Annotated in this window: 22 protein-coding genes, 1 other RNA gene and 1 pseudogene; 8 read left to right on the top strand and 16 right to left on the bottom strand. The window is 40.1% G+C overall.

All coding sequences use genetic code 11. The features are described from left to right. Position 1: 1 nt before the first annotated feature. The 6 genes from mraY to rsmH are packed head-to-tail and all read right to left on the bottom strand — an operon-like array spanning position 2 to position 6,993. Positions 2-1,084, bottom strand: a complete 1,083-nt coding sequence (gene mraY, locus ACLKML_RS14135) for a phospho-N-acetylmuramoyl-pentapeptide-transferase (RefSeq protein WP_413285843.1) — start codon at positions 1,082-1,084, stop codon at positions 2-4. Continuing rightward, positions 1,081-2,442 carry a UDP-N-acetylmuramoyl-tripeptide--D-alanyl-D-alanine ligase gene (locus ACLKML_RS14130; RefSeq protein WP_413285842.1) on the bottom strand — a complete coding sequence of 454 codons (1,362 nt, stop codon included), beginning with the start codon at positions 2,440-2,442 and terminating at the stop codon, positions 1,081-1,083. Before ACLKML_RS14130 ends, mraY begins: the two co-directional genes overlap by 4 nt. Beyond that, positions 2,439-3,938, bottom strand: a complete 1,500-nt coding sequence (gene murE, locus ACLKML_RS14125; protein ID WP_413285841.1) for a UDP-N-acetylmuramoyl-L-alanyl-D-glutamate--2,6-diaminopimelate ligase — start codon at positions 3,936-3,938, stop codon at positions 2,439-2,441. Before murE ends, ACLKML_RS14130 begins: the two co-directional genes overlap by 4 nt. Positions 3,939-3,989: 51 nt before the next feature. Further along, the gene (locus ACLKML_RS14120) at positions 3,990-5,735 is read right to left on the bottom strand and encodes a penicillin-binding transpeptidase domain-containing protein (protein WP_413285840.1); all 1,746 of its coding nucleotides are present in this window, start codon (positions 5,733-5,735) and stop codon (positions 3,990-3,992) included. Next, positions 5,732-6,046, bottom strand: coding sequence for a cell division protein FtsL (ftsL, locus tag ACLKML_RS14115; protein WP_413285839.1), 315 nt, complete (start codon positions 6,044-6,046; stop codon positions 5,732-5,734). The genes ACLKML_RS14120 and ftsL overlap by 4 nt, the downstream gene beginning before the upstream one ends. Then, a complete protein-coding gene (rsmH, locus tag ACLKML_RS14110; RefSeq protein WP_413285838.1) occupies positions 6,046-6,993 on the bottom strand; it encodes a 16S rRNA (cytosine(1402)-N(4))-methyltransferase RsmH in 948 nt (315 codons plus the stop codon). Before rsmH ends, ftsL begins: the two co-directional genes overlap by 1 nt. 293 nt (positions 6,994-7,286) lie before the next feature. On the opposite strand from rsmH, the gene ACLKML_RS14105 reads away from it, so the two are divergent. After that, complete coding sequence (locus ACLKML_RS14105; RefSeq protein WP_413285837.1) at positions 7,287-8,219, top strand: hypothetical protein; 933 nt, start codon at positions 7,287-7,289, stop codon at positions 8,217-8,219. A 50-nt stretch (positions 8,220-8,269) separates the two neighbouring features. Then, complete coding sequence (locus ACLKML_RS14100) at positions 8,270-9,088, top strand: hypothetical protein (RefSeq protein ID WP_413285836.1); 819 nt, start codon at positions 8,270-8,272, stop codon at positions 9,086-9,088. 83 nt (positions 9,089-9,171) lie between these two features. On the opposite strand, the gene rnpB is transcribed toward ACLKML_RS14100, so the two are convergent. Both rnpB and rsmI read right to left on the bottom strand, forming a co-directional pair. Next, positions 9,172-9,580, bottom strand: an RNA gene (rnpB, locus tag ACLKML_RS14095) — RNase P RNA component class A. A gap of 97 nt (positions 9,581-9,677) precedes the next feature. Next, a complete protein-coding gene (rsmI, locus tag ACLKML_RS14090; RefSeq protein ID WP_413285835.1) occupies positions 9,678-10,544 on the bottom strand; it encodes a 16S rRNA (cytidine(1402)-2'-O)-methyltransferase in 867 nt (288 codons plus the stop codon). Between the two features lie 62 nt (positions 10,545-10,606). On the opposite strand from rsmI, the gene ACLKML_RS14085 reads away from it, so the two are divergent. From ACLKML_RS14085 to ACLKML_RS14070, 4 genes and pseudogenes are all read left to right on the top strand, one after another. Beyond that, positions 10,607-12,421, top strand: coding sequence for a penicillin-binding protein activator (locus tag ACLKML_RS14085; protein ID WP_413285834.1), 1,815 nt, complete (start codon positions 10,607-10,609; stop codon positions 12,419-12,421). Then, positions 12,408-12,776 carry a YraN family protein gene (locus ACLKML_RS14080; protein WP_413285890.1) on the top strand — a complete coding sequence of 123 codons (369 nt, stop codon included), beginning with the start codon at positions 12,408-12,410 and terminating at the stop codon, positions 12,774-12,776. The genes ACLKML_RS14085 and ACLKML_RS14080 overlap by 14 nt, the downstream gene beginning before the upstream one ends. Positions 12,777-12,783: 7 nt before the next feature. After that, the gene (locus ACLKML_RS14075; protein ID WP_413285833.1) at positions 12,784-13,374 is read left to right on the top strand and encodes a phosphoheptose isomerase; all 591 of its coding nucleotides are present in this window, start codon (positions 12,784-12,786) and stop codon (positions 13,372-13,374) included. A gap of 8 nt (positions 13,375-13,382) precedes the next feature. Beyond that, positions 13,383-13,952: pseudogene (locus ACLKML_RS14070) on the top strand (BON domain-containing protein); the annotation flags it as partial. 255 nt (positions 13,953-14,207) lie between these two features. Here the strand turns inward: ACLKML_RS14070 and sspB are convergent. The 8 genes from sspB to zapE all read right to left on the bottom strand — a co-directional run bounded on the left by sspB (position 14,208) and on the right by zapE (position 20,649). After that, on the bottom strand, positions 14,208-14,684 hold the full coding sequence (gene sspB / locus ACLKML_RS14065) for a ClpXP protease specificity-enhancing factor (RefSeq protein ID WP_413285889.1): 477 nt from the start codon (positions 14,682-14,684) through the stop codon (positions 14,208-14,210). Between the two features lie 31 nt (positions 14,685-14,715). Then, entirely contained in the window at positions 14,716-15,351 is a 636-nt protein-coding gene (gene sspA, locus ACLKML_RS14060) for a stringent starvation protein SspA (RefSeq protein ID WP_413285832.1), read from the bottom strand. A gap of 85 nt (positions 15,352-15,436) precedes the next feature. Then, positions 15,437-16,174, bottom strand: coding sequence for a cytochrome c1 (locus tag ACLKML_RS14055; RefSeq protein WP_413285831.1), 738 nt, complete (start codon positions 16,172-16,174; stop codon positions 15,437-15,439). After that, on the bottom strand, positions 16,171-17,436 hold the full coding sequence (locus ACLKML_RS14050; protein ID WP_413285830.1) for a cytochrome b: 1,266 nt from the start codon (positions 17,434-17,436) through the stop codon (positions 16,171-16,173). The genes ACLKML_RS14055 and ACLKML_RS14050 overlap by 4 nt, the downstream gene beginning before the upstream one ends. Then, positions 17,436-18,029, bottom strand: coding sequence for a ubiquinol-cytochrome c reductase iron-sulfur subunit (gene petA / locus ACLKML_RS14045; protein ID WP_413285888.1), 594 nt, complete (start codon positions 18,027-18,029; stop codon positions 17,436-17,438). The genes ACLKML_RS14050 and petA overlap by 1 nt, the downstream gene beginning before the upstream one ends. 447 nt (positions 18,030-18,476) lie before the next feature. Beyond that, the gene (gene rpsI / locus ACLKML_RS14040; protein ID WP_413285829.1) at positions 18,477-18,869 is read right to left on the bottom strand and encodes a 30S ribosomal protein S9; all 393 of its coding nucleotides are present in this window, start codon (positions 18,867-18,869) and stop codon (positions 18,477-18,479) included. Between the two features lie 15 nt (positions 18,870-18,884). Next, positions 18,885-19,313, bottom strand: a complete 429-nt coding sequence (rplM, locus tag ACLKML_RS14035; RefSeq protein WP_171752644.1) for a 50S ribosomal protein L13 — start codon at positions 19,311-19,313, stop codon at positions 18,885-18,887. Positions 19,314-19,545: 232 nt separating this feature from the next. Then, positions 19,546-20,649, bottom strand: a complete 1,104-nt coding sequence (gene zapE / locus ACLKML_RS14030; RefSeq protein WP_413285887.1) for a cell division protein ZapE — start codon at positions 20,647-20,649, stop codon at positions 19,546-19,548. Positions 20,650-20,815: 166 nt separating this feature from the next. Here zapE and zapG point away from each other — a divergent pair, with 166 nt between their 5' ends. Further along, positions 20,816-21,250 (top strand): Z-ring associated protein ZapG, encoded by a 435-nt coding sequence (zapG, locus tag ACLKML_RS14025; protein ID WP_413285828.1) that lies wholly within the window; start codon positions 20,816-20,818, stop codon positions 21,248-21,250. A gap of 93 nt (positions 21,251-21,343) precedes the next feature. Continuing rightward, the gene (locus tag ACLKML_RS14020; RefSeq protein WP_413285886.1) at positions 21,344-22,711 is read left to right on the top strand and encodes a DegQ family serine endoprotease; all 1,368 of its coding nucleotides are present in this window, start codon (positions 21,344-21,346) and stop codon (positions 22,709-22,711) included. The last annotated feature ends 76 nt before the right edge of the window (positions 22,712-22,787 follow it).

Below are 22,787 nucleotides of genomic sequence, written 5' to 3'. Positions count from 1 at the left end.
TTTATCGAACCTTCAGTGTTGCCAACCCAATTAACACCAGTACGATAGAGATAATCCAAAACCGAACAATAACTCTCGGTTCTGGCCAACCTTTTAATTCATAGTGATGATGAATGGGGGCCATTCTAAATACTCTTTGACCACGAATTTTATACGAGCCAACTTGTAATATGACCGATAAGGTTTCCATTACAAAAACCCCGCCCATAATAACAAGAACAAATTCTTGTCGAACTAATACAGCAATAGTGCCTAATGCACCACCTAAAGCAAGCGAGCCAACATCGCCCATAAAGACTTGCGCAGGATAGGTATTAAACCATAAAAAGCCTAATCCAGCCCCGACCATCGCAGTGCAAACAACCACTAATTCACTGGCTAAAGGAACATGAGGAATATGCAAGTACTGTGAAAAGTTTGCGTTACCTGTCGCCCATGCAATCGCGGCAAAACCGGCTGACACTAACACGGTAGGCATAATAGCCAACCCATCAAGCCCATCAGTTAAATTAACAGCGTTGCTGGTTCCAACAATCACAAAGTAGGTTAATACAATATAAAACAGACCTAATTGTGGCATAACATCTTTAAAAAACGGCACCACAAGTTGTGTCGCTACCGTATCTTTACCGTGTGCATATAACGCAAATGCCACTACCAAAGCGATCACCGATTGCCAGAAGTACTTCCATCTTGCAATTAATCCAGCAGGATCTTTTCTCACCACTTTGCGATAATCATCCACAAAACCAACAGCACCATAACCAAGTAAAACCGAAATAACGGCCCAAACATAAATATTGGTAAGATCAGCCCAAAGTAACACCGTTACTAAGATTGAGGCTAAAATCATAACCCCTCCCATAGTTGGGGTTCCGCGTTTACTAAAATGAGATTCAGGACCGTCATTTCTAACAACTTGACCAATTTGCAATAATTGCAATCGCTCAATCAACTTAGGTCCCATCCATAAAGATAAACTTAACGCAGTAATAACACTTAATATAGAGCGAAAAGATAGGTACTCGAATAGTCGAAAAAACGAGAAATATGGCTGTAATAAATCGGCTAGCCAGATGATCATTTATGCTTCTCCTTTAAAGCTTCAGCCACAATACTCATTCGAGCACCGTTCGCACCTTTAATTAACACCGTATGAACTTGTTCCGTTGTATCTTGCAATTGTTGATTTAGATACTCGATTAATTCATCGTGTGTTGAAAAATGTAGGCCATGGCACAATTTGCTAATCACCTTCGCGTCTTCACCGAAGGTAACAACATGTTCAAAATTAAATTGAGCTGCATATTCCCCGAGTTGACGATGAAGTTCAAGACTTTCTTGACCTAACTCAGCCATGTAGCCAAGAACTAACCACCGCGTACCGTTGAAAGTAGAGAGTAAATCTACTGCAGCGTTCATCGCAGGAACACTGGCGTTGTAACTGTCATCAATGAGCGTCAACTTATCGTGTAGCTGCTTAACTTCAACACGACCTTGAACATTAACAACCGTACCTAACCCATTAACAACACTTTGTAAGGTTGCGCCAAATTCAATCGCTAACGCAGCCGCTGCTAATGCATTAGCAACATTATGTCGACCAATAACAGATAGCCGAATTTTACATTCTCCAATAGGAGTGTGCATTATGAAATGGGCATAGCCCAAATGATCTAATTGAATACCTTTTGCGTAATAATCCGCTTGAGAATTCAATTCAGAAAATGATTTAACTTCTTTATTCTCTAGGACGCTTTGCCATAAACTGCCACCTTGGCTGTCTAAATTCAAAATAGCCGTTCCAGTAGAAGGAAGACCTTCAAATATTTCTCCTTTGGCTTGTTTAACACCTTCGATAGAGCCAAAGCCTTCTAAGTGGGCCGCTGCAACATTATTGACTAATGCAACGCTTGGTTTCACCAATTGAGTTGTATAGCTAATCTCACCAATATGATTAGCGCCTAACTCTATCACTGCGTAGTCATCATCAGGCTGACTACGTAATAACGTTAACGGAACCCCTATTTCATTATTAAAGTTACCAGCCGTGGCGAGTACTTTGCCAGTTAAGCTTAAAATAGAACAAACCATTTCTTTAACTGTTGTTTTACCGCAACTCCCTGTTATAGCGAGGGTTTTAACATCACATTGCTTATGTACCCAAGCCGCTAACAAACCAAGTGCCTGTTTAGTGTCTTTAACAATAATTTGCGGTAATTCAATATCCAGCTTTTTTTCAACTAATAGCGCACCGGCACCATTTTTTTGCGCAACATGACAAAAGTCATGCGCATCGAAATTATCTCCAACTAATGCGATAAACAACGCACCATGATTTATGCTTCTAGTGTCGGTAGAAACCGTATCAATGGTTACATTTTTCCCTATTATCTCGGCATCAAGAGCTTGAGCAATAGTCGATAAAGAAGTAGAAATCATGATTTTATTCCTAATACCTTCAAAGCAGATTCTCTATCTGAGTAATGGATCGTTTCACCGTTTAGAACTTGGTAATCTTCATGCCCTTTGCCTGCCAGCAGAATAATATCATTCTGACTGGCTTGCTGACTGGCTGCTTGTAAGGCTTGATATCTATTATGTATAACCAAAGCCTTGTCTGGTTTTTCCATGCCAGCCAATAGATCATTCACTATCGCTGACGGATCATCACTGCGAGGGTTGTCATCAGTCAAAATCACTTTATCGGCTAATCTTTCTGCAATCTTGGCCATCATAGGTCGCTTACCCGTATCTCTTTCGCCACCGCAACCAAAAATCACCCAAAGTTGCCCAGAACAATGTACACGCAGTGCTGCAAGCGCTTTTTCTAACGCATCAGGTGTATGTGCATAGTCGACAACAATTTTCGCTTTATACGGTGCTTGAAATAGCTCCATTCTGCCAATTACGGGCTTTAAATTTGATGACAAACTCAATAATTCATCTTTATCAAAGCCGAGTGATAATAAGGTGGCCAAACTCAGCAGCAAATTTGACGCATTAAAATCACCAATTAATGGCGCTGTAAAGTGCCCTTTCCCCCAATAACCGTCAAACGAGACAGTAATGCCTTTCTCTGTATATTCGAGCTTATCTGCCCATAAACTTAGTTTGCGTTCTATTTTTCCTTTGAGAGAAACTGCAACAGCGTTCGGTAATAAAGTTAACCATGTTGATCCAACCTCATCATCTGCATTAATAATCACTCGTTTACAATCATGCTCAGTGAATAAAGTTAACTTTGCCTGTGCATAGGCTTCCATCGTGCCATGATAATCCAGATGATCTCGGCTCAAATTGGTAAAAATTGCTGCAGAAAATGGCAAGGCTTTTACCCGTCCTTGAACCAATCCGTGAGAAGATATTTCTAACATGGCATAACGAGCACCTAAATCTGATAACTCAGCTACTGTTCGATGAATATCAATCGCACTGCCCGTTGTGTTACTCGAAGAACGTAAATCATTTAAAAAACCGTTGCCTGTTGTCCCCATCACGGCTGCTCGTTGATCAAGTAATTCAATCCACTGAGTCATTATCTGCGTAATGGTCGTTTTGCCATTGGTTCCTGTCACCCCAACAAGTTTAGCGTCACTGTGGTAAAGGCGAGCAGACAATTCAGACAAAATATAATTTAATTGCTCAATGTAAATAATAGGACAGCTAGAGTCGATATCAATAAAACCGTGTGTGTGAACATCATCGGCTTGAGCAATAACCGCAATAGCTCCATTTTCGATAGCATTATCAATAAACAACCGTCCATCAATGGCGTGCCCTTTAATGGCAACAAAAATATCACCTGAGGCCACTTTTCTACTATCTAGTTCAAGATTACTCACTGCTATCTTGCGTAAGATAGCTTGCTGATTGTCGAACATTGACGATTCAAACCAAGGAGACAACAACGACATTAAACTTTGCTTGTTAAGCATAAAGTTTACCTTTCAATTTATTATTTTTAGTACGATGACCAACCAATTAGACTAGTTTGCATCTGGTGGGACATTTAAAATTTGTAATGTTGATCTCATCACGTCAGAAAAAACCGGTCCGGCTACTGTACCACCGTAATATTGGTCACCTTGTGGTTCATTAACCACGACAACCATCGCCACTTTAGGATGACTAATTGGGGCAACTCCCGCGACGATTGCTACATATTCGTCACTGTACCCTCCAGCAATCGCTTTACGTGATGTACCTGTTTTAGCGGCAATACGATAACCTGGAACCGCCGCTCTAGTTGCTGTACCACCTTGTTGAGTCACGCCTTCCAGCATTTCTAGAACATATTTGGCGTTTTTTTCGCTAATTACTCTTTGCGAACGTTCAAATTGATTGTCATTAATTATATGTAATGAACGATACAAACCATGACTACCTAACGTTGCATAAGCATGAGCCAGTTGAATAGGCGTAACCGCTATTCCATAACCGAATGCCAATGTGGCAATTTCAAACTTAGACCAACGACGGCGATCAGGGAATAAACCTTGAGTTTCACCCACTAAATCAATACCACTCAATGAGCCAAAACCAACCGAGCTGTACATACCTAGCAAAGCATTTAGTGGCATATCTAAAGCAAGCTTAGCGACACCAATATTGCTCGATTTTTTTAAAATAGTCGCGAGATCAGCTTTGCCAATTTTGGAACTATCTCGAACTCGGCTACCACCAATTTGCATTATGCCCGTGCCGGTATCTATTACCGTATCAATATCTGCAGTGCCATTTTCTAAGGCAGCTAAGACTACAAAAGGTTTCATGGTTGAACCGGGTTCTAATGAATCGGTAATGGTCCGATTCCTCATTTTGAAGCTTTGCAATTGCTCTTTATTGTTTGGATTGTAAGAAGGGGCATTAACCATCGCTAGTACCCCTCCAGTATCCACATCTAATATAATTACGGAACCAGAAGTGGCTCGATAATCGGCAACCGCTTGCTTGATCGCTTGATAAGCAATGGCTTGTAAACGCTGATCTATCGTTAACTGAATAGGGTTGCCTTCTTTTCTTTCATTCAGAGCAATATTTTCGACCACTCGGCCATAACGATCTTTACGAATGGTTTTTTTACCGGCTTCTCCAGTCAAGTATGAATCGTAGCTTCTTTCTACACCTTCTAAACCATGATCATCAATACCTGTCACCCCTATAACATGAGCGCTCACTTCTCCGGTAGGGTAATATCGTCGAGATTCGCTATTCAAGCCAACGCCAGCAAGTTTCAATTCACCAATATAATTTGCCATCGCAGAGCTAACCTGCCGCTGTAAGTAGATAAAGCGACGTTTCTTGTTTTTCTCTATTTTTTGAAGGAGTGCTTCTCGCTTGATTCCAAGAACATCGGCCAAAGCGTACCAACGATCTCGCTCTGCAAACCCACCCGCTTTAAAAATGGCAACAGGATCAGCCCAGACAGCTTGAACTGGCACACTAACGGCGAGCTGTTCATCATTTCTATCTGAAATAATACCCCGGGCAGAAGGGATAGATTTAACACGAACGGAACGCATATCACCTTGCTTAACAAGATCATCCGGCTCGATTACTTGGATATAAGCCACACGTGCGATAAGAGCAGAAAAAATAATGAACACAAAAGCAATAACAAGATAAAACCGCCAAGGAATAAGCAGAATCTCTTCTTTTTTCTCAACTCTTTTATTAGCGACTTTCTTTTTTATCGGACTTTTCGCCCGCTTTACCACTTTCTTAGTATTCATTGGGAAGAAATCACCACTTCTTTATCCGCATCTGGACGTTTCATTTCAAGGTCATCAATCGCCATTTCTTGAACTCGACTATGTTCAGCCAATGCATTTTCTTCCAATATTAAATTTCGCCACTCATTATCAAGACGTTCACGCTCTTCATAAGCTTGATCTTTGGCTGAAATAGACTGACGAGTTTGATGAGTATTGAAAACAATACCCATTGCCATCGCAAATATGATTATTAGCAATATAAAAGGAATGGGGCCCACTGTAATAATATCTTTTCCAATGAGCTTGGTTAGGCTTGGCTTGTGCTCCATTATAATTTTTCAGCAATCCTTAGCATTGAGCTACGTGAACGGTTGTTAACTTCAACTTCATCGCTCGATGGTTTTATTGCTTTACTGACGGTTTTTAACGCAGCGCTACCTAATGCACTAATTTGTTGTTCAGTTAAGGGAATGCCGTGCGGTACTTCTGGTCCTCGGCTCTCTTTGCGCATAAAACGCTTCACCATACGATCTTCTAGTGAGTGGAAACTAATCACTGATAATCGACCTTTAGGAGCTAAAACACTCAACGCACCTTTTAAAGCTAAATCGATCTCTTCAAGTTCACTATTAATATAAATTCGGATAGCTTGAAAACTTCGTGTCGCTGGATGTTTCTTTTTTTCTCGAGAGGGAGATACATCAGAAATCAGTTTAGCTAAATGACTAGTACGAGTTAGAGGTTCTTTTTGCTCATCTTCTCGATGAGTGACAATCGCTCGAGCAATACGTCGGGCAAATTTTTCTTCTCCAAACTCTCTTAATACCCAAGTAATATCATCAAGTTCCGCTTCAAGTAACCATTGAGCAGCCGATATTCCACTTGTAGGGTCCATTCTCATATCTAATGGCCCATCTTTCATAAAACTAAAGCCACGTTCCGCATCATCAAGTTGAGGCGAGGAGACGCCCAGATCAAGAAGAACACCATCTACTTTGCCAACCAGATCAAATTGTGCGGCGTAATCCGCAATGCCAGAAAAAGGACCATGAATAATAGTAAATCGAGAATCATCAATCTTTTTTGCTTCAGCTATTGCAGTCGGATCTCTATCAATGCTGTATAGGCGACCGTTTTCTCCCAGCTTAGAGAGAATATTTCGACTGTGCCCTCCTCGGCCAAATGTTCCATCGATGTAGACCCCATTTGGCTTAATGGCAAGCCCATCAATAGATTCATTAAGCAATACAGAAATATGTTGGAATGGTTCAGTCATGTTAAGTGCTCTTATCCTTAGGCTTCAATTTGAAGTGTTAACGCTATAGTGTACCGAATTGCAGCCTTCTCGCCAGCAACAATCTTTCAATTCTGGTGTAATCTTAGAAAAAACCTTCAAATAATGTCATTTCAATACTTGCTCGATAATTAAATAAGCATAGCGTGCAGTTCATTAAGTCGATTAGTTATCCAACCATAACGGTGAGACTATCAAGTAATAAAAGCAGAGATGTTGGTTTGTTTATATTCGGTTCAGAGGGTAGAATCAGCACGTTGCAAAGGAGATATTTTTTGAGTTCAAAATTCACATTTTACGCATGGGAAAAGTCCCTAAAATCAGCCGATGAAAAGTTGGTATTACTCAAGTTAGCCGATATGGCTGATAATGAAGGTATGGTCTCATTTGAATTAAACAGTATCGCTGAGGAATGTTTATCGAATGAGTTTGGACTAGCTAATGCACTAATGTCTATTGCTAACCAAGGCTTGATTGAAAAAACACATGTAGAAAGACGAGCAGGAAAAGAAATTCATCACTTCAAACTGTTACTTTCTGGCACGGTTGAATTACAAGTATTCACTCCAACTGAGATGGTACAAAACACCCCTGCGACAATAAAACCAATCGACCAATCTCCAGCACCGCATTGGACAAGCCGCTCTTTTGGACTTTACAACATACCAGCAGCAAGTAGAGAAATTATTTGGCAAAAATTCGCTCGAGAAAATAATATTCAAACCACTAACTTAACTCGACTTGAACGCGATTTTGATAATTGGTTAGATCATGCTAAACAAGCAGGTGGTCTAAGTGAGTTTATTGGCGATAAACCGACTACCTTTAAGCGCAGTAATGCAAGTCAACCTAAAGCTGCCAATGGCGGAGGCTATTTATCAACCCATGATCTTGATGAAAATGCTCTCCCCGATTGGGCACAGCAAACTCTTTTACATGGTGGATTACAAACCGATCCGGTATTGTTTTGGGAAAAATTTGTGGTTTACTATAAATCCAGAGCAAACGAATATATTTCCAAAACTCAGTTACTCAATAAATTGCGCTACTGGATCGTCAATGAGAAACAATCTGCCGCAAACAGAAAGCAAGCAGAAGAACGCAGGCAACAGACTTATCAAAGCAATAGTACGCAAAAGAAAGCGCTTAGTCCTTCTGAAGAATTCAGAGAATACTTGCGAGCACAAGGTAAAAAGCCTAACTTTTAATCATAAGATAGCGATATCCAAGCCACTCAATACCGTTTATGGATCAGAATATGAAAAAGCCCCAAAAACCAAAAAATATTGATTTTTCCGCTATGGAAAGAAAATTACGAGAACTTGGTATTGATAATGGCATTGAGCACCTTAGTGAAAATCAAACCACAAGAAATACGCCGGTAACTTCTACGCCGAGATCAACGTCGGCTTCTCGAACAACTCCAGCGCCTCGAACAACTTCTGTTGCTCGCTCTAAAAAAATAGCAGAACAAGCACGCCAAGTACCACAAAAATTGGCCATAAAAGATGACGCTGAGCGCCTTCCTAGTGATTGGTGTAACTATGTATTTGGTACGTTACTCAGTATATATGAATCTACTTGGATAAAATCCTATGGTGGTCGTCCTACTGGCCGATTTTTGGACTTTGCTGACAGCCTGACAGAAGAAGAGCTGATGCGAATTATTCAACATTGTCGTGAACGTTTGCAAGCAGGAGAAACTTGGCCGCCTATAATGGGAGAGCTGACAATTTTAAAAAGTCAGCCAACAGGTTCTGAACTAATGGATGCGCAAATGAGAGTCATTAATAAAGAACCACAAAATCCGTTAGAAAAATGGATTATACAAAATAAAGGTTTCGAATTACGCCGATTACCTCAATCTCAGTTAGCCAGACGCTTTAAAGAGTTTTATCTTGAAGCCACCAAGTTGCAAGAAAAAGGTAAACTCAGAACAGAGATGCCAAAAGCACTTGCTCCGCATTCTGTCAAAAATTTAAATGACCTAAAGTTAGAGGAATACCAACAAGCTCATGGCAACAAGATCAACCCACGCATCCAACAAATTATAGACAGCAAAAAAAATACTGAGTAAAGAATCATTCAATTTTGCTAGTTGAGCAATGATAAAAATCATAAAAAAGCCTCGCATAATGCGAGGCTTTTTTATTTACCAATAGGTGGAGTCGACTTGTAAGCCGGGTTCTGTATCCGCTTGCGCGGTGATAGCCATTCGTCTAGGCCAGCAATCGCTCACTGGCTCAAGCAACCTACCCGCTCCCTAACACGAGCCGCGCTATGTGGAAGCCTATTTGGTCTTGCTCCGGGTGGAGTTTACCTTGCTACGAACTGTTGCCAGACGCACGGTGCGCTCTTACCACACCCTTTCACCCTTACCTGTTCAACCTCTTCTTGCGAAAAGTATTGTCATCGGCGGTCTTCTCTCTGCTGCACTTGTCGTGGGCTTGCGCCCCCCAGGCGTTACCTGGCACCCTGCTCTATGGAGCCCGGACTTTCCTCCCCTTCGTCAGTCTCCACAGGATAAACCGTAGGACATCAACGAAGCAGCGACTACCCAGTCAACTCCGGCGCGGATTGTAGCGGAAGCCATTAGAGATGTCGAGCAATAGCGTATCTATTTACTCTAAGCGTACACTTAACTCTATACTCGGTAAAAATATTCACTATGAATTTAAATTCTCTAAACCCCATTTATAGAGATCATTCTTTTTTAACCCATGTAGCTGAGCCGCTATTGCGGCTGCTTTTTTTAACGGTAATTCTGCAACCAGTGCTTTAATCAGACGAATTGCCTCAAGCGGGACTTCATCCTTAACCTGCTCTCTATAACCATGGATCAACAAAACCATTTCGCCTCTTTTGCGATTAGAGTCTTCTTCTATCCATGGGATAAGATCGGCCAAAGGCATACCTTGTATGGTTTCAAATGTTTTCGTCAACTCACGAGCTAATACGACTTGTCGATCGGGGCCTAATACTATCAACATATCTTGCAATGAATCCATGATGCGGTGAGGTGATTCATAAAAAATACAAGTACGTTCTGCTCGTTCAATTTCTTTAAACTTATCTTGACGCCCTTTGCTTTTAGCAGGAAGAAAACCTTCAAAACTAAAACGATCAGACGGTAAACCAGATGCACTCAATGCAGTAACGAAAGCACAAGCACCAGGAAGAGGCACAACTTTTACACCCGCTTGACGACATTGATTAACTAAATGATATCCTGGATCGCTAATAAGGGGGGTTCCTGCATCCGAAACAAGTGCTATTGTTTGTCCTTTCAGTAATCTTTCAACTAGCATTTGAGCTTTTTGTTGTTCATTATGGTCATGTAATGCAATAGTTTTAGTTGAAATATTAAAGTGAGCGAGTAACTTTCCTGTATGTCGAGTGTCTTCAGCAGCAATGACATCCACACAGGATAAAACCTCGATGGCTCGCTGAGTTATATCCCCCAAATTTCCAATTGGGGTGGGTACAATGTAGAGAGTTGGGATCTCTGACGGAAAAGTTTTGTTATCTGTCATTTGTTTACCATCACTTCAGCGATTAATATAGAGATAATTTTACACATAGTTGAATAAAATTTATGGCTAGAAAGAACCAGCAGCAGATAAGTGTAACACGCCTTGTAACTTCAATTGCACTAGCAATTACTCTTGCAGCGTGTTCTTCTCAACCTAACGTTTCTAATAATGTTGATATCACGACTGATCCTACTTTGTCGGCACAAGCTTATACCGTCAAAGCGGATTCACTACAAGGCAGTATTCAAAACGACTGGCTTATTATGGCGCTAAAAGCAGCGATCCAAGAAGGTGATTTAGAGCGTAGCAATCTTTTAATTATGCGTCTAGAAAAGCAGCAACTATCCGAACAGCAACAGGCTGAGCTAATATTGGCCAAAGCCAAATATTTTATTGCTCAAGGTCAGCCAACAATCGCTCTGGAGCAGCTTAACTTCCCTCAATGGTGGAAACTGCCTGTACCGCAGTGGAAAGATTATCATCAACTGCGTGCTGTGCTGCTTACTCAACAAAAAAATCATCTTGATGCTAGTCGCGAATATATCGTTATCAACCAATTAGATCCTCAAGATCAACCTGCCAAATTGGCTGAAAATATTTGGCAGAATTTATCTCAATACTCACAATATGAGATAAATAGCTTCTCTCCCTTGGATAGCGAAGTCGATTTGCAAGGATGGCTGCAACTCGCTATCTACATGAAGACGCTTAATACTAATATCCCACAGTTAAAAAGTGCATTAGAAACATGGTTAGTCGATAACCCAACACATTTAGCTGCCACGTATTTACCTAGTGAGATTCAAGCTATTCTCGATCTGGATATTATTCAACCCCAAAACACTGCTTTGTTGCTGCCGATATCGGGTAGATATGAAACACAAGCAAAATTGGTTCGTGATGGTTTTTTAATGTCATTAATGAATGATCCTGAACGCAATGAAGATGCCACTCTTTCTATTATTGACACCAACAAGACAACCAATGCAGAAATTGACCAAATTCTGAACAGCAAACAAATTGATTTTATTGTTGGACCACTGATAAAAGATAAAATTGAAGCCATAATCGCACTACAAGCAAGCAAAGTTGACCCTATTCCAATACTTGCACTTAATTTCCCTAACGAGATTAATACTAATTCAGACATTTGTTATTTAACATTATCTCCAGAGCAAGAAGTTGAGCAAGCCGCAAAATACCTATTTGCTCAAGGGTTTAAGTTTCCATTAATTTTAGCACCCAAAGGTTCATTAGGTGGACGTGTCGCCACTGCCTTCCAAAATGAATGGAAAAAATATAGCAATACTCAAGCAGTAGTGAGTTACTTTGGAACCACAGCTCAACTACAGCAAGATATCAACACTGTTTTAGGTATAAAAGAGAGTCAAAGTCGAATCGCACAAATGGAAAATTTAGTTGGAATGCAGCTAGAGCATCAAGCTAGAAGCCGTAGAGATATTGATTCTATGTATATCATATCGAAAAGCTCGGAACTAACCCTGATAAAGCCTTTTATAGAAGTGGCAATTAATCCAGAAGTAAAACCGCCTAAACTGTTTGCAAGTTCGCGAAGTAATAATGGCAGTCAACGACAATTTGAAGATTTATCAGGCGTGGTCTTCAGTGATATTCCGATGCTGATTGATAGCGATAACAAATCAAATCAACAAGTTGATGAAATTTGGCCTAATCAAAATAACGCTCAAAAACGTTTACAAGCTCTAGGTATGGATGCTTATAAGCTGATCAACGAATTACCACAAATGAAAGTGATTCAAGGCCACAAAGTGGCAGGACAAACTGGTGAACTTAGTATTGATGAAAACTGTGTCGTTCAAAGGGAATTAAGCTGGGCGGAGCATAATGCTCTTTAGTAAAAGAGCCGTTGGCAATCAATACGAATCCTTGGCGAATAAGTACCTTATTCGTCAAGGATTGTCTTTAATTGAGCGTAATTTTACGACTAAATTTGGCGAAATAGACTTGATTATGCAAGATAAAGAAGCCATTGTTTTTGTTGAAGTTAAATACCGAAAAAAAAACCAGTTTGGCTACGCTGAAGAATTTGTTACACATAGCAAGCGCCAAAAACTTATCAAAACAGCCTTTATATGGCTTAATAAAAAAGGCTATCCGGCCCAATTAACCTGTTTTAGATTTGATGTTGTTGCCATTAACCAAACTGGTAACGGTATTAATTGGATTAAAAACGCGATTACCCAGGATTAACGTCACCATGCATGAAAGTATTAAAGCAAGCTTTACCGAAAGTATTCAAATTCAAATAGCCGCGGCCGAGGCGTTACCCGATAGTATAACTCATGCGGCTCAAGCCATGGTATCCACTTTGCTCAACGGTAATAAAATTTTGTGTTGTGGTAACGGAGGCTCAGCAGCTAACGCACAACAATTCGTATCCTGCCTTCTCAATCACTTTGAGACCGAACGCCCAAGCTTACCCGCGATGGCTTTAACGGCTGATAATACGACACTGACTGCAGTTGCCAATGATTATGATTATAGACAAATATTTGCTAAGCAAGTCAAAGCCTTTGGGCAAGCTGGCGATATATTACTGGCTATTTCAACCAGTGGTAACAGTCAAAACATAGTTAAAGCAATGGAGGCAGCGGTAACAAGAGATATGACCATTATCGCGCTAACAGGAAAAGATGGTGGCGAAATGGCGGGTTTACTAGGAGAACACGATGTCGAAATTCGTATTCCATCTCATCGTACCGCTCGTATTCACGAAGTACATATGGTTACGTTGCACTGCTTATGTGATCTAATTGATCAAGTTCTGTTTCCAGCTCATGAGGAGTAGTTGTATATATGAAAAAACTACGCATTTTAATTATTTGTGTACTCGTTAGTTCAATGTCTGGTTGTGCTGGTCTTTTTATTGCTGGAGCGGCCACCGCTGTTTACGTCGTTACCGATCCTAGAAGTAGCTCAGAACTTGCCAACGATCAAAATGTATCTTTGCAAGTGGGTGCATTAGGTAACAAATCGCCTTATCAATTTAATGTTAGGGTAACAGCCAATACCTTTAGAGGGAATGTACTACTTATGGGACAAGCAGTTTCACAAGACTATTTAGATCAAGTGGAAACCGATGTTCGTAAAATTACTGGCGTAAAAGTAGTTTATAACCAAATGAAAGTGAAACCTCTTCTCTCTATCGGTGCAATAAGCAAAGATACATGGATAACAACTAAGGTAAAATCAGCCTTGCTTGCCGATAACGAATTAAGAGAAATTAAAATTACCGTTTATACGGAAGATACAGAGGTGTTTCTTGTGGGGGCTTTATCACCTTATCATGCCGATAAAGCGGTAGAGATAGCCCGTAATATCTCTGGAGTGACTCGCGTTATTAGAGCTTTCTATTATGGTGATGATCCTAAAGCGCAAAGAATACAACAACAGCAGCAAGGTGAAATATTATCGAATAACACATCTTCTGAAAACAAAACCACACTGCCAACTTCAAGTAGTATTCAAGCTGACAAAACGGATAGTAATGATGTAATAGAGGAAGACATACCTTATATTGTTCCTATTGAAGAATAAGGTTCGATGCGTGAGTGAATCTAAATTTTCAGATAAAAAAAGCCGCGTCTACAGCGGCTTTTTTCTTGATTATTAAAAGTTATATTATTTAACAACCTTCAGACTTGGACGACCTTTTGGAGGAGTTGGAGGCTCATCATCCGGTTCTATATCACCGTCATAACTTTCGGCTAACCCTATAATAGGAGTCGCCTCTAAATCCGGATCTTCATCTTCTATTTCTATGCTTTGATCAAACTCACTGTCGTAACCTTCTTCAGGTTCAAACATTGTACCAGCACCATTTTCTCTAGCATAAATAGCTTGTACAGCATAAATAGGGACGATAACTGAATGTGGCTTACCACTGAAACGAGCACTAAATGTTACCGCTTCGTTACCCAATTCCAGATTGCCTACCGCTCTTGGTGCGACGTTGAGAATAATTTGTCCATCTTGAACAAACTGCTCTGGTACTCGTACACCAGGTAAATCGGCTTCAACTACCAAATGAGGGGTTAGTTCATTATCCACCAGCCATTCATAAAATGCTCTTAGCACATAGGGGCGACGTGGAGTCATTTTGCTACTATCCATATCAACTCTGGCCCAATTAACGTACTAAACGCATCTCACGTTCAGCTTCAGTTAAAGAAGCTAAAAACGAATCGCGCTCAAAAACACGGCTCATATAAATTTTAAGCTCTTTAGAACCTGGACCAGTAAGTTCAATACCGTAAGTAGGTAAACGCCATAAAAGAGGGGCTAAATAGCAATCAATTAAGCTAAACTCTTCGCTCATAAAATATTCATATTCAGCGAATACAGGTCCTAATGTAAGAAGATCATTGCGTAACTTTTGACGAGCTGATTCAGCTTGTTCAGGGTTACCTTCAATAATTTTCTTAGCTAATGAATACCAATTACGCTCAATACGATAAATCATCAAACGAGTATTACCACGAGCAACAGGGTAAACCGGCATCAATGGCGGGTGAGGGAAACGCTCATCCAAGTATTCCATAATGATCTTCGAGTCATAAAGAGCAAGCTCGCGATCAATCAAAGTGGGTACTGATTTATACGGGTTTAGTTCGATTAGTTCATTAGGTAAATTGGCATCATCGACCAACTCAACTTCAACACTTACCCCTTTTTCAGCTAAAACGATACGGACCTGATGACTATATAAATCAGATGCGCTTGAAAAAAGAGTCATAACAGAACGTTTATTGGCAGCTACAGCCATCGAGCCCTCCAGTGCACTTACAAACAGAAAAAAATGGAGGCTAACCGCCTCCATTACATAAAATTAGCATGACATTATAGCATATTTAGTGCACGTCGCGCCAATACTCTTTCTTCAAGAAAATTACCACGATAGTGAATATTACTAAGAATCCCATTACCCACCAACCTAATGCTTGACGCTCTAGTTTAACAGGGTCGCCCGAATAGGCTAAGAAGTTAACGATATCACGCACCGCATTATCATATTCAGATGTGCTTAACTCACCACTCCCATCAGTTGATGTTCCAACCACAACTTGTTTTTCAACACCATCAATCATATGTGTCTCAAAAATTGGTGTAGGGATACCTTGTAACTCTTCTAGAACATGTGGCATACCAACACTTGGGAAAACAATATTGTTTACACCAAATGGTCTTGATGGGTCTGCATAAAATGAGCGCAAGTAAGTATATAACCAATCAGCACCACGTACGCGAGCAACCAGTGTTAAATCTGGTGGTGGAGCACCAAACCATTTAGCCGCAGAGTCATCAGGAATGGCATTTTCCATCAGCTCACCGACCTTGGTATCAGGGTTAAAAATCAAGTGCTCTTTCATCAAGTCCAATGGAATATCTAAGTCATTCGCAACACGTTGATAGCGTTGATACTGCGTCGAGTGGCACGCAAAGCAGTAATTCATGAATAACTTAGCACCATTTTGCAATGAGGCCTTATCGCTGATGTCGTTATTTGCTTGATCTAAATGAACACTGCTACCACTCGCAAAAGCTAGAGATGGTAACAATGCAAAAAGTACTACAATCCACTTCTTCATTTGAATGTCACCCTTTCTGGTAATGGTTTAGTTGCTTCATTTTTACTGTACACAAACAGTAATACGAAAAACATGAAATATCCGAGAGAGAAAATACGCGCCAGTAATGTATACAATTCGGTTACAGGCAAGGCTCCCAGAATACCAAGGGCAATAAAGCTTATCGTAAACTGAACGATATTAAGCAGATGTAACTTACTGCGATAACGGTATGAACGAACTTTACAACGATCTAACCACGGTAAAAGGAACAATACCACTATAGCTCCACCCATCGCGACAACACCTAATAGCTTATCAGGTACCGCGCGGAGAATTGCGTAAAATGGTGTGAAATACCATACCGGGGCAATATGCTCTGGTGTTTTAAGAGGGTTAGCGGCTTCGAAGTTTGGTGGCTCAAGGAAGTAACCACCCATCTCTGGATTGAAAAACAACACATAACAGAATAAGAATAAGAAACCAGCAATACCAATAAAATCTTTTACCGTACCATAAGGATGGAATGGTATTGAATCAATGATGTCGTATTTCTTGGTGTAATATTCATGGAATTTAAACGAACTTTCATAATCTTCTCCCATGCTGCCTTTCGGTAATTTCGTGTCAATACCATCCGGGTTATTCGAACCCACTTCATGTAAAGCTAGAAGGTGCAAAACAACTAGTAGAAGTAAGACGATTGGTAAAGCAATAACATGAAGCGCGAAGAAACGATTCAATGTTGCGCCAGAGATAACATAGTCACCACGGATCCAAAGCGTTAAGTCATCACCTATAACCGGAATAGCACCGAACAAAGAGATAATAACCTGAGCTCCCCAATAGGACATTTGCCCCCAAGGAAGTAAGTACCCCATGAATGCTTCAGCCATTAATACAAGGAAAATCAACATGCCGAAAACCCACACTAGCTCGCGTGGTTTTTGATATGAACCGTAAATAAAGCCACGGAACATATGCATATAGATAACAATAAAGAATGCCGATGCCCCCGTCGAGTGCATATAGCGTAGTAACCAACCGTAATCTACATCACGCATGATGTATTCAACAGAAGCAAATGCACCATCTCCCGACGGTTCGTAACTCATTGTTAACCAGATACCTGTGACTAATTGATTCACCAACACCAACATGGCTAACGAACCAAACAAGTACCAAAAATTAAAGTTTTTAGGCATCGGATATTCTGATAAATGCTTTTTATACGCATTTATAGAAGGCAGACGCTTTTCAAACCATTCTGCTAAAGCTTGCATTAGGCTTCTCCTTCTTCATCGACACCAATAATCACTCTGCTATCACTCAGATACATGTGCTTTGGTATCACCAAATTATATGGCGCAGGTACGCCTTGAAATACACGTCCAGCCATATCAAATTTAGAACCATGACACGGACAAAAGAAGCCCGAACTCACTCCCTTAACTTGCTCACTAAAACTGTCAGGTAAATAGGTGGGTGAACAACCAAGGTGAGTACATATCCCTACCGCAATAAAATACTCTGGTTTAATTGAGCGATACTCATTTTGAGCATAAGCTGGCTGTTGTTCTTCAGTTGATGAAGGATCCACTAGTTGATTGTCAGCATCTTTCAACGCATTAACAATAGATTCAGCACGTCGAACTACCCAGACAGGTTTACCACGCCATTCAACGCGGACCATTTGTCCTTCTTCAAGTTTACTAATATCGACTTCAACGGGAGCTCCCGCTGCTTTTGCTTTTTCACTTGGGTTCCAAGATTTAATAAAAGGAACAGCTACGGCTGCAGCTCCAAAACCACCAACAACGGCTGTTGTTGCAGTTAAGAAGCGCCTACGTCCACTGTTTAAAGGCGCATTGCTCATATCCAGCATATCTCCCATTTGCCCTTCCTTATTTTTAAGGTATTGAGAAGAGCACGGCTAACAGAAATTAAGATTATTGTATTTATAACAGTACATGATAAGTAAATTCGCTCCTTTTGTTAATATCTATAACAAAAATTCGCTTATTACTTCACAAAAAAGTGAATAGATTCAAGATCTAGCTACCCATCATTACGTTCTCAGGAAAATACAGTGCTTCAACAATATTTTCTATTGAGAAAAAACAATGAATATCTTGAGGCTAATGCCAGAAAGCATGGTGCTCAGATAACATTGACCTTAGAAAACATTATGCAAACCTATATTTTAATTCAAACCTATATCTTAAGTACAAGAGTATATTTTAAGTACAAAAAAGCTCGGTATAAACCGAGCTTTTTATTCCACAATCTAGCATAAGCCAGAACGTCATATTCTGAAAGAATATTAACGCTTTGAAAATTGTGGGCGACGACGTGCTTTACGTAGACCGACTTTCTTACGCTCAACTTTACGAGCATCACGAGTTACATAACCCGCAGCACGTAACGCTGGACGTAGTGTTTCGTCATACTCCATAAGAGCACGAGTGATACCGTGACGGATCGCACCAGCTTGACCAGAAATACCACCACCTTTAACAGTAATGTATAGATCCAGTTTTTCTAACATTTCAACTAACTCAAGTGGTTGACGAACAACCATACGAGAAGTTTCACGACCAAAGTAAACATCAAGGCTACGCTTGTTGATTACGATGTTACCACTGCCTGGTTTAATGAAAACACGAGCAGCTGAGCTTTTGCGACGACCAGTGCCGTAGTATTGATTCTCTGCCATTGTCATAATCCCCGATTAGATGTCTAATACTGTTGGTTGTTGAGCGATATGGTTATGCTCAGCACCAGCGTAAACTTTAAGCTTACGGTACATAGCACGGCCAAGAGGACCACGTGGCAACATACCTTTAACAGCAAGTTCAAGAACCATCTCTGGTTTCTTATCAATCAGTTTTTCAAAAGTGATTGATTTTAGACCACCAGGGAACTCAGAGTGACGGTAATACACTTTACCTTTAGCTTTGTTACCTGTTACAGCAACTTTCTCAGCGTTGATAACGATAATATAATCACCAGTATCTACGTGAGGTGTGTATTCAGCTTTATGCTTGCCACGAAGGCGAGATGCAATTTCACTTGCAAGACGGCCAAGAGTTTTACCTTCAGCGTCTACAACATACCAGTCACGTTTTACAGTAGCTGGTTTAGCAACGAAAGTTTTCATGCTAATAATAACCCATTAATTTAGTTTTACACACAAGGAGTAGTTATACTCCCACTGTCTAAGAGCCCATATCATCACCCCTTCGAGTGTTGGCACTCTCGGCCATATTTTGGAATAAATAGACCTGCAGTAACGGTGGGTCGCAGGATTATAGAGAAGTGCGAAGAAAAAATCATCTATTATTTGAAAAATCCGCCAAGTTTTTTTATATTATTTCACTTCAATACAGGCGTTATGCTAAATGCTCCCTCGCTAAATATTCATGACTTTGCATTTCTATTAAACGAGACAAACAACGTTTAAACTCAAACTCCAATCGACCAGAGACATAAAGCAATTCCATTTTCACTTCAGCAGAAATAATTAGTTTGACATGTCGCTCATAAAATTCGTCTACTAATGCAATAAAACGTCTAGCTGCATCATCATTCTGAGCATCCATTTGAATAACCCCAGACAACAACACCGTATGATACAAACGAGATATTTCTATATAATCATTTTGGCTGCGATTTGTTTGACACAATTGTTCAAAACTCGCAAAAATAACCCCGTCACAGGCTTTTCTGATAGGCACACTTCTGTGGTTAATTTCAATCGTTGACTGAGTACTTTTACCATCCGAAGTTAACTGCCCATAATACGTATTTAAGTTATATTCAGCTGTATCATCAAGTGGCGAATGGTAAATTTCGGCCTGCTGCAATGTTCTCAATCGGTAATCAATACCACTGTCTACATTAAGAATATGGCAATGAGTTTCAATCAAATCGATAGCTGGTAAAAAACGGGCACGTTGTAAACCATTTTTATACAGATCTTTAGGTGGGATATTTGATGTCGCGACCAGCACAATGTCTTTTTCAAAAAGGGCTTTAAATAATGTACCCAGAATCATCGCATCAGTGATATCAGAAACAAAAAACTCATCAAAGCAAATAATATCGGTTTCAGCTTTAAAAATATCAGCGACAGCCTCTAAAGGATCACTAGTATCAACTACCCCTTTCAATTCATCATGTACTCGAAGCATAAATCGATGAAAATGCACTCTCATAACCCGCTCACTGTTAACGGACTCACAAAACGTATCCATTAAATAGGTTTTTCCTCTACCTACTCCCCCCCATAAATAAAGCCCTTTAGGTAATTTGGGTTTCTCAACCTTTTTTCTTAATAATTTTTGAAAATGGCTGATTTTAGGTAAAGGTGTATTCAAGTACAGAGTATAATTTTGGTATAACTGCTCAAGGTGACGTATCGCTATCTGTTGTGCCTCATCAACTTGAAAACCAAATTCTTGAATATCCTTTTCATATTTCTCTAACGGCGTCATTAACTTCATTAACTTCCTTGGCTACCTAAACTTATTTGCTACGACAAACACCATTCTACTACGTATCTACTTTATCCTATGGCGTACTCATAGTAACATGGGGAAAGGATATGTGTAATTTGTATGTAAACAACATGTTAACTTAGACCATTTTAAAGGAGCTGTTATGCCGTGGATATATGCAGTTGTAGGCCTTTTAGTAGGTGCGATTTTAGGTATTATTATATCGCGTATAAAAACCCCTCAATACAAAAAACATCAACAGATAAAAACAGAACTGGCATCGACTAAATTCGAGTTAGAACAACAACGACAAGAACTAACCGATCACTTTTCAACGACCGCTGAATTACTTGATGTATTAGGTAAAGATTACACCAAGCTATATCAACATATAGCCAATACCTCTTCTGAACTATTAGCAAACTTACCCGTTCAAGATCAACCCTTCGATAAAAAACTGACTCAAATGGAAGAAAATACAACAGACACAACGGAAGAATCTCAACCCAAAGATTATGCAAAAGGGGCAACAGGATTATTAACTCCGGAGAAGAAAGAAATTATTGAAGCACCTGAAGCGGTTAAAGCACCGCAATAGAATGTAAAAAATTAATAAATATTTTTTAGGTTATTTTGAACTAGAGTCAAGTTTTTGAGTCATACACTTCATAACAAGAAAGAGGAGTAAATGATGAAAAAGCACATACTTTCGTTAAGTGTATTGGCTCTAAGTTTAGGCACTATCGTCACACCGATATCTGCAACCGCAGCACTTCCCCTCACTATAGGTAGTGAACAATTGCCAAGTCTTGCTCCAATGTTAGAGCAAGTGACCCCTGCTGTAGTCAGTATAGCAGTAGAAGGAAAACAAGTTTCACGGCAGCAAATCCCTGAATCGTTTCGATTTTTCTTTGGCCCCGACTTTCCATCAGAACAACTTCAAGAGAGGCCTTTTAGAGGCTTAGGCTCTGGTGTGATTATTGATTCGAAAAAAGGCCATATCGTAACCAATTATCATGTGATAAAAGGCGCCGATAAAATTCGAGTCAAACTCCATGATGGTAGAGAATACGACGCAGAACTTATCGGCGGTGATGAAATGTCTGATATTGCCTTACTTAAGTTGGAGTCGACCAAAAATCTTACGCAAATTAAAGTCGCTGACTCTGACAAATTACGAGTAGGTGATTTCAGCGTGGCAATAGGAAATCCGTTTGGCTTAGGCCAAACCGTCACTTCCGGTATTGTCTCAGCACTGGGCCGAAGTGGCTTAAATATTGAAAATTTTGAAAACTTCATCCAAACCGATGCTGCTATTAATAGCGGTAACTCTGGTGGCGCTCTAGTCAATTTAAAAGGGGAACTAATTGGTATCAATACTGCCATTCTGGGACCAAATGGCGGTAATATTGGTATTGGTTTTGCTATTCCATCCAATATGGTCGCGAACCTGACAGAACAGATCTTAGAATTTGGTGAAGTTAAGCGCGGAATGTTAGGTGTACAAGGTGGGGAAGTGACATCCGAACTAGCCGAAGCACTTGGTTATGAAAATAGTAAAGGGGCATTCGTTAGCCAAGTTGTTCAAGATAGTGCAGCAGATAAGGCAGGGATTGAAGCTGGTGATATCATCATCAAAATCAATGACAAAGAAATACGTACATTTAGCGAATTAAGAGCAAAAGTTGCCACACTTGGTGCCGGAAAAGAGATCACTTTAGGCGTTATCAGGGATGGAAAAGAGAAAACTTTTGATGTAACCCTTGGTGAGGCCTCTGACAGTAAAACTAAAGCAGACTCTCTACATGAAGGTCTTAAAGGTGCAGAATTGGCGAATACAAGTTCAGCCGATACTGTTGAAGGCGTAAAAGTAACCGCAATTGAAAAAGGCTCTAAAGCTGACTCCTTTCAACTAAAAGAAGGCGATATTATTGTTGGTATAAATCGTCAGAGGGTACATAACCTAGGTGAATTTAGGACCATTTTGGAAGAAAACCCAAGCGTTCTAGCCCTTAATATTCAGCGTGGAGACCGTACTCTTTATCTTGTTGTGAGATAATTAAACCCCTATAAATAACTCTATTAGAGAAGGTTACATTGTAATCTTCTCTATCTTTTGTAAACACCTCTCTGTA

Source organism: Vibrio sp. MA40-2, from assembly GCF_047302445.1.
Classification (GTDB): domain Bacteria; phylum Pseudomonadota; class Gammaproteobacteria; order Enterobacterales; family Vibrionaceae; genus Vibrio.
This window is presented reverse-complemented; position numbering and strand designations above follow the sequence as displayed.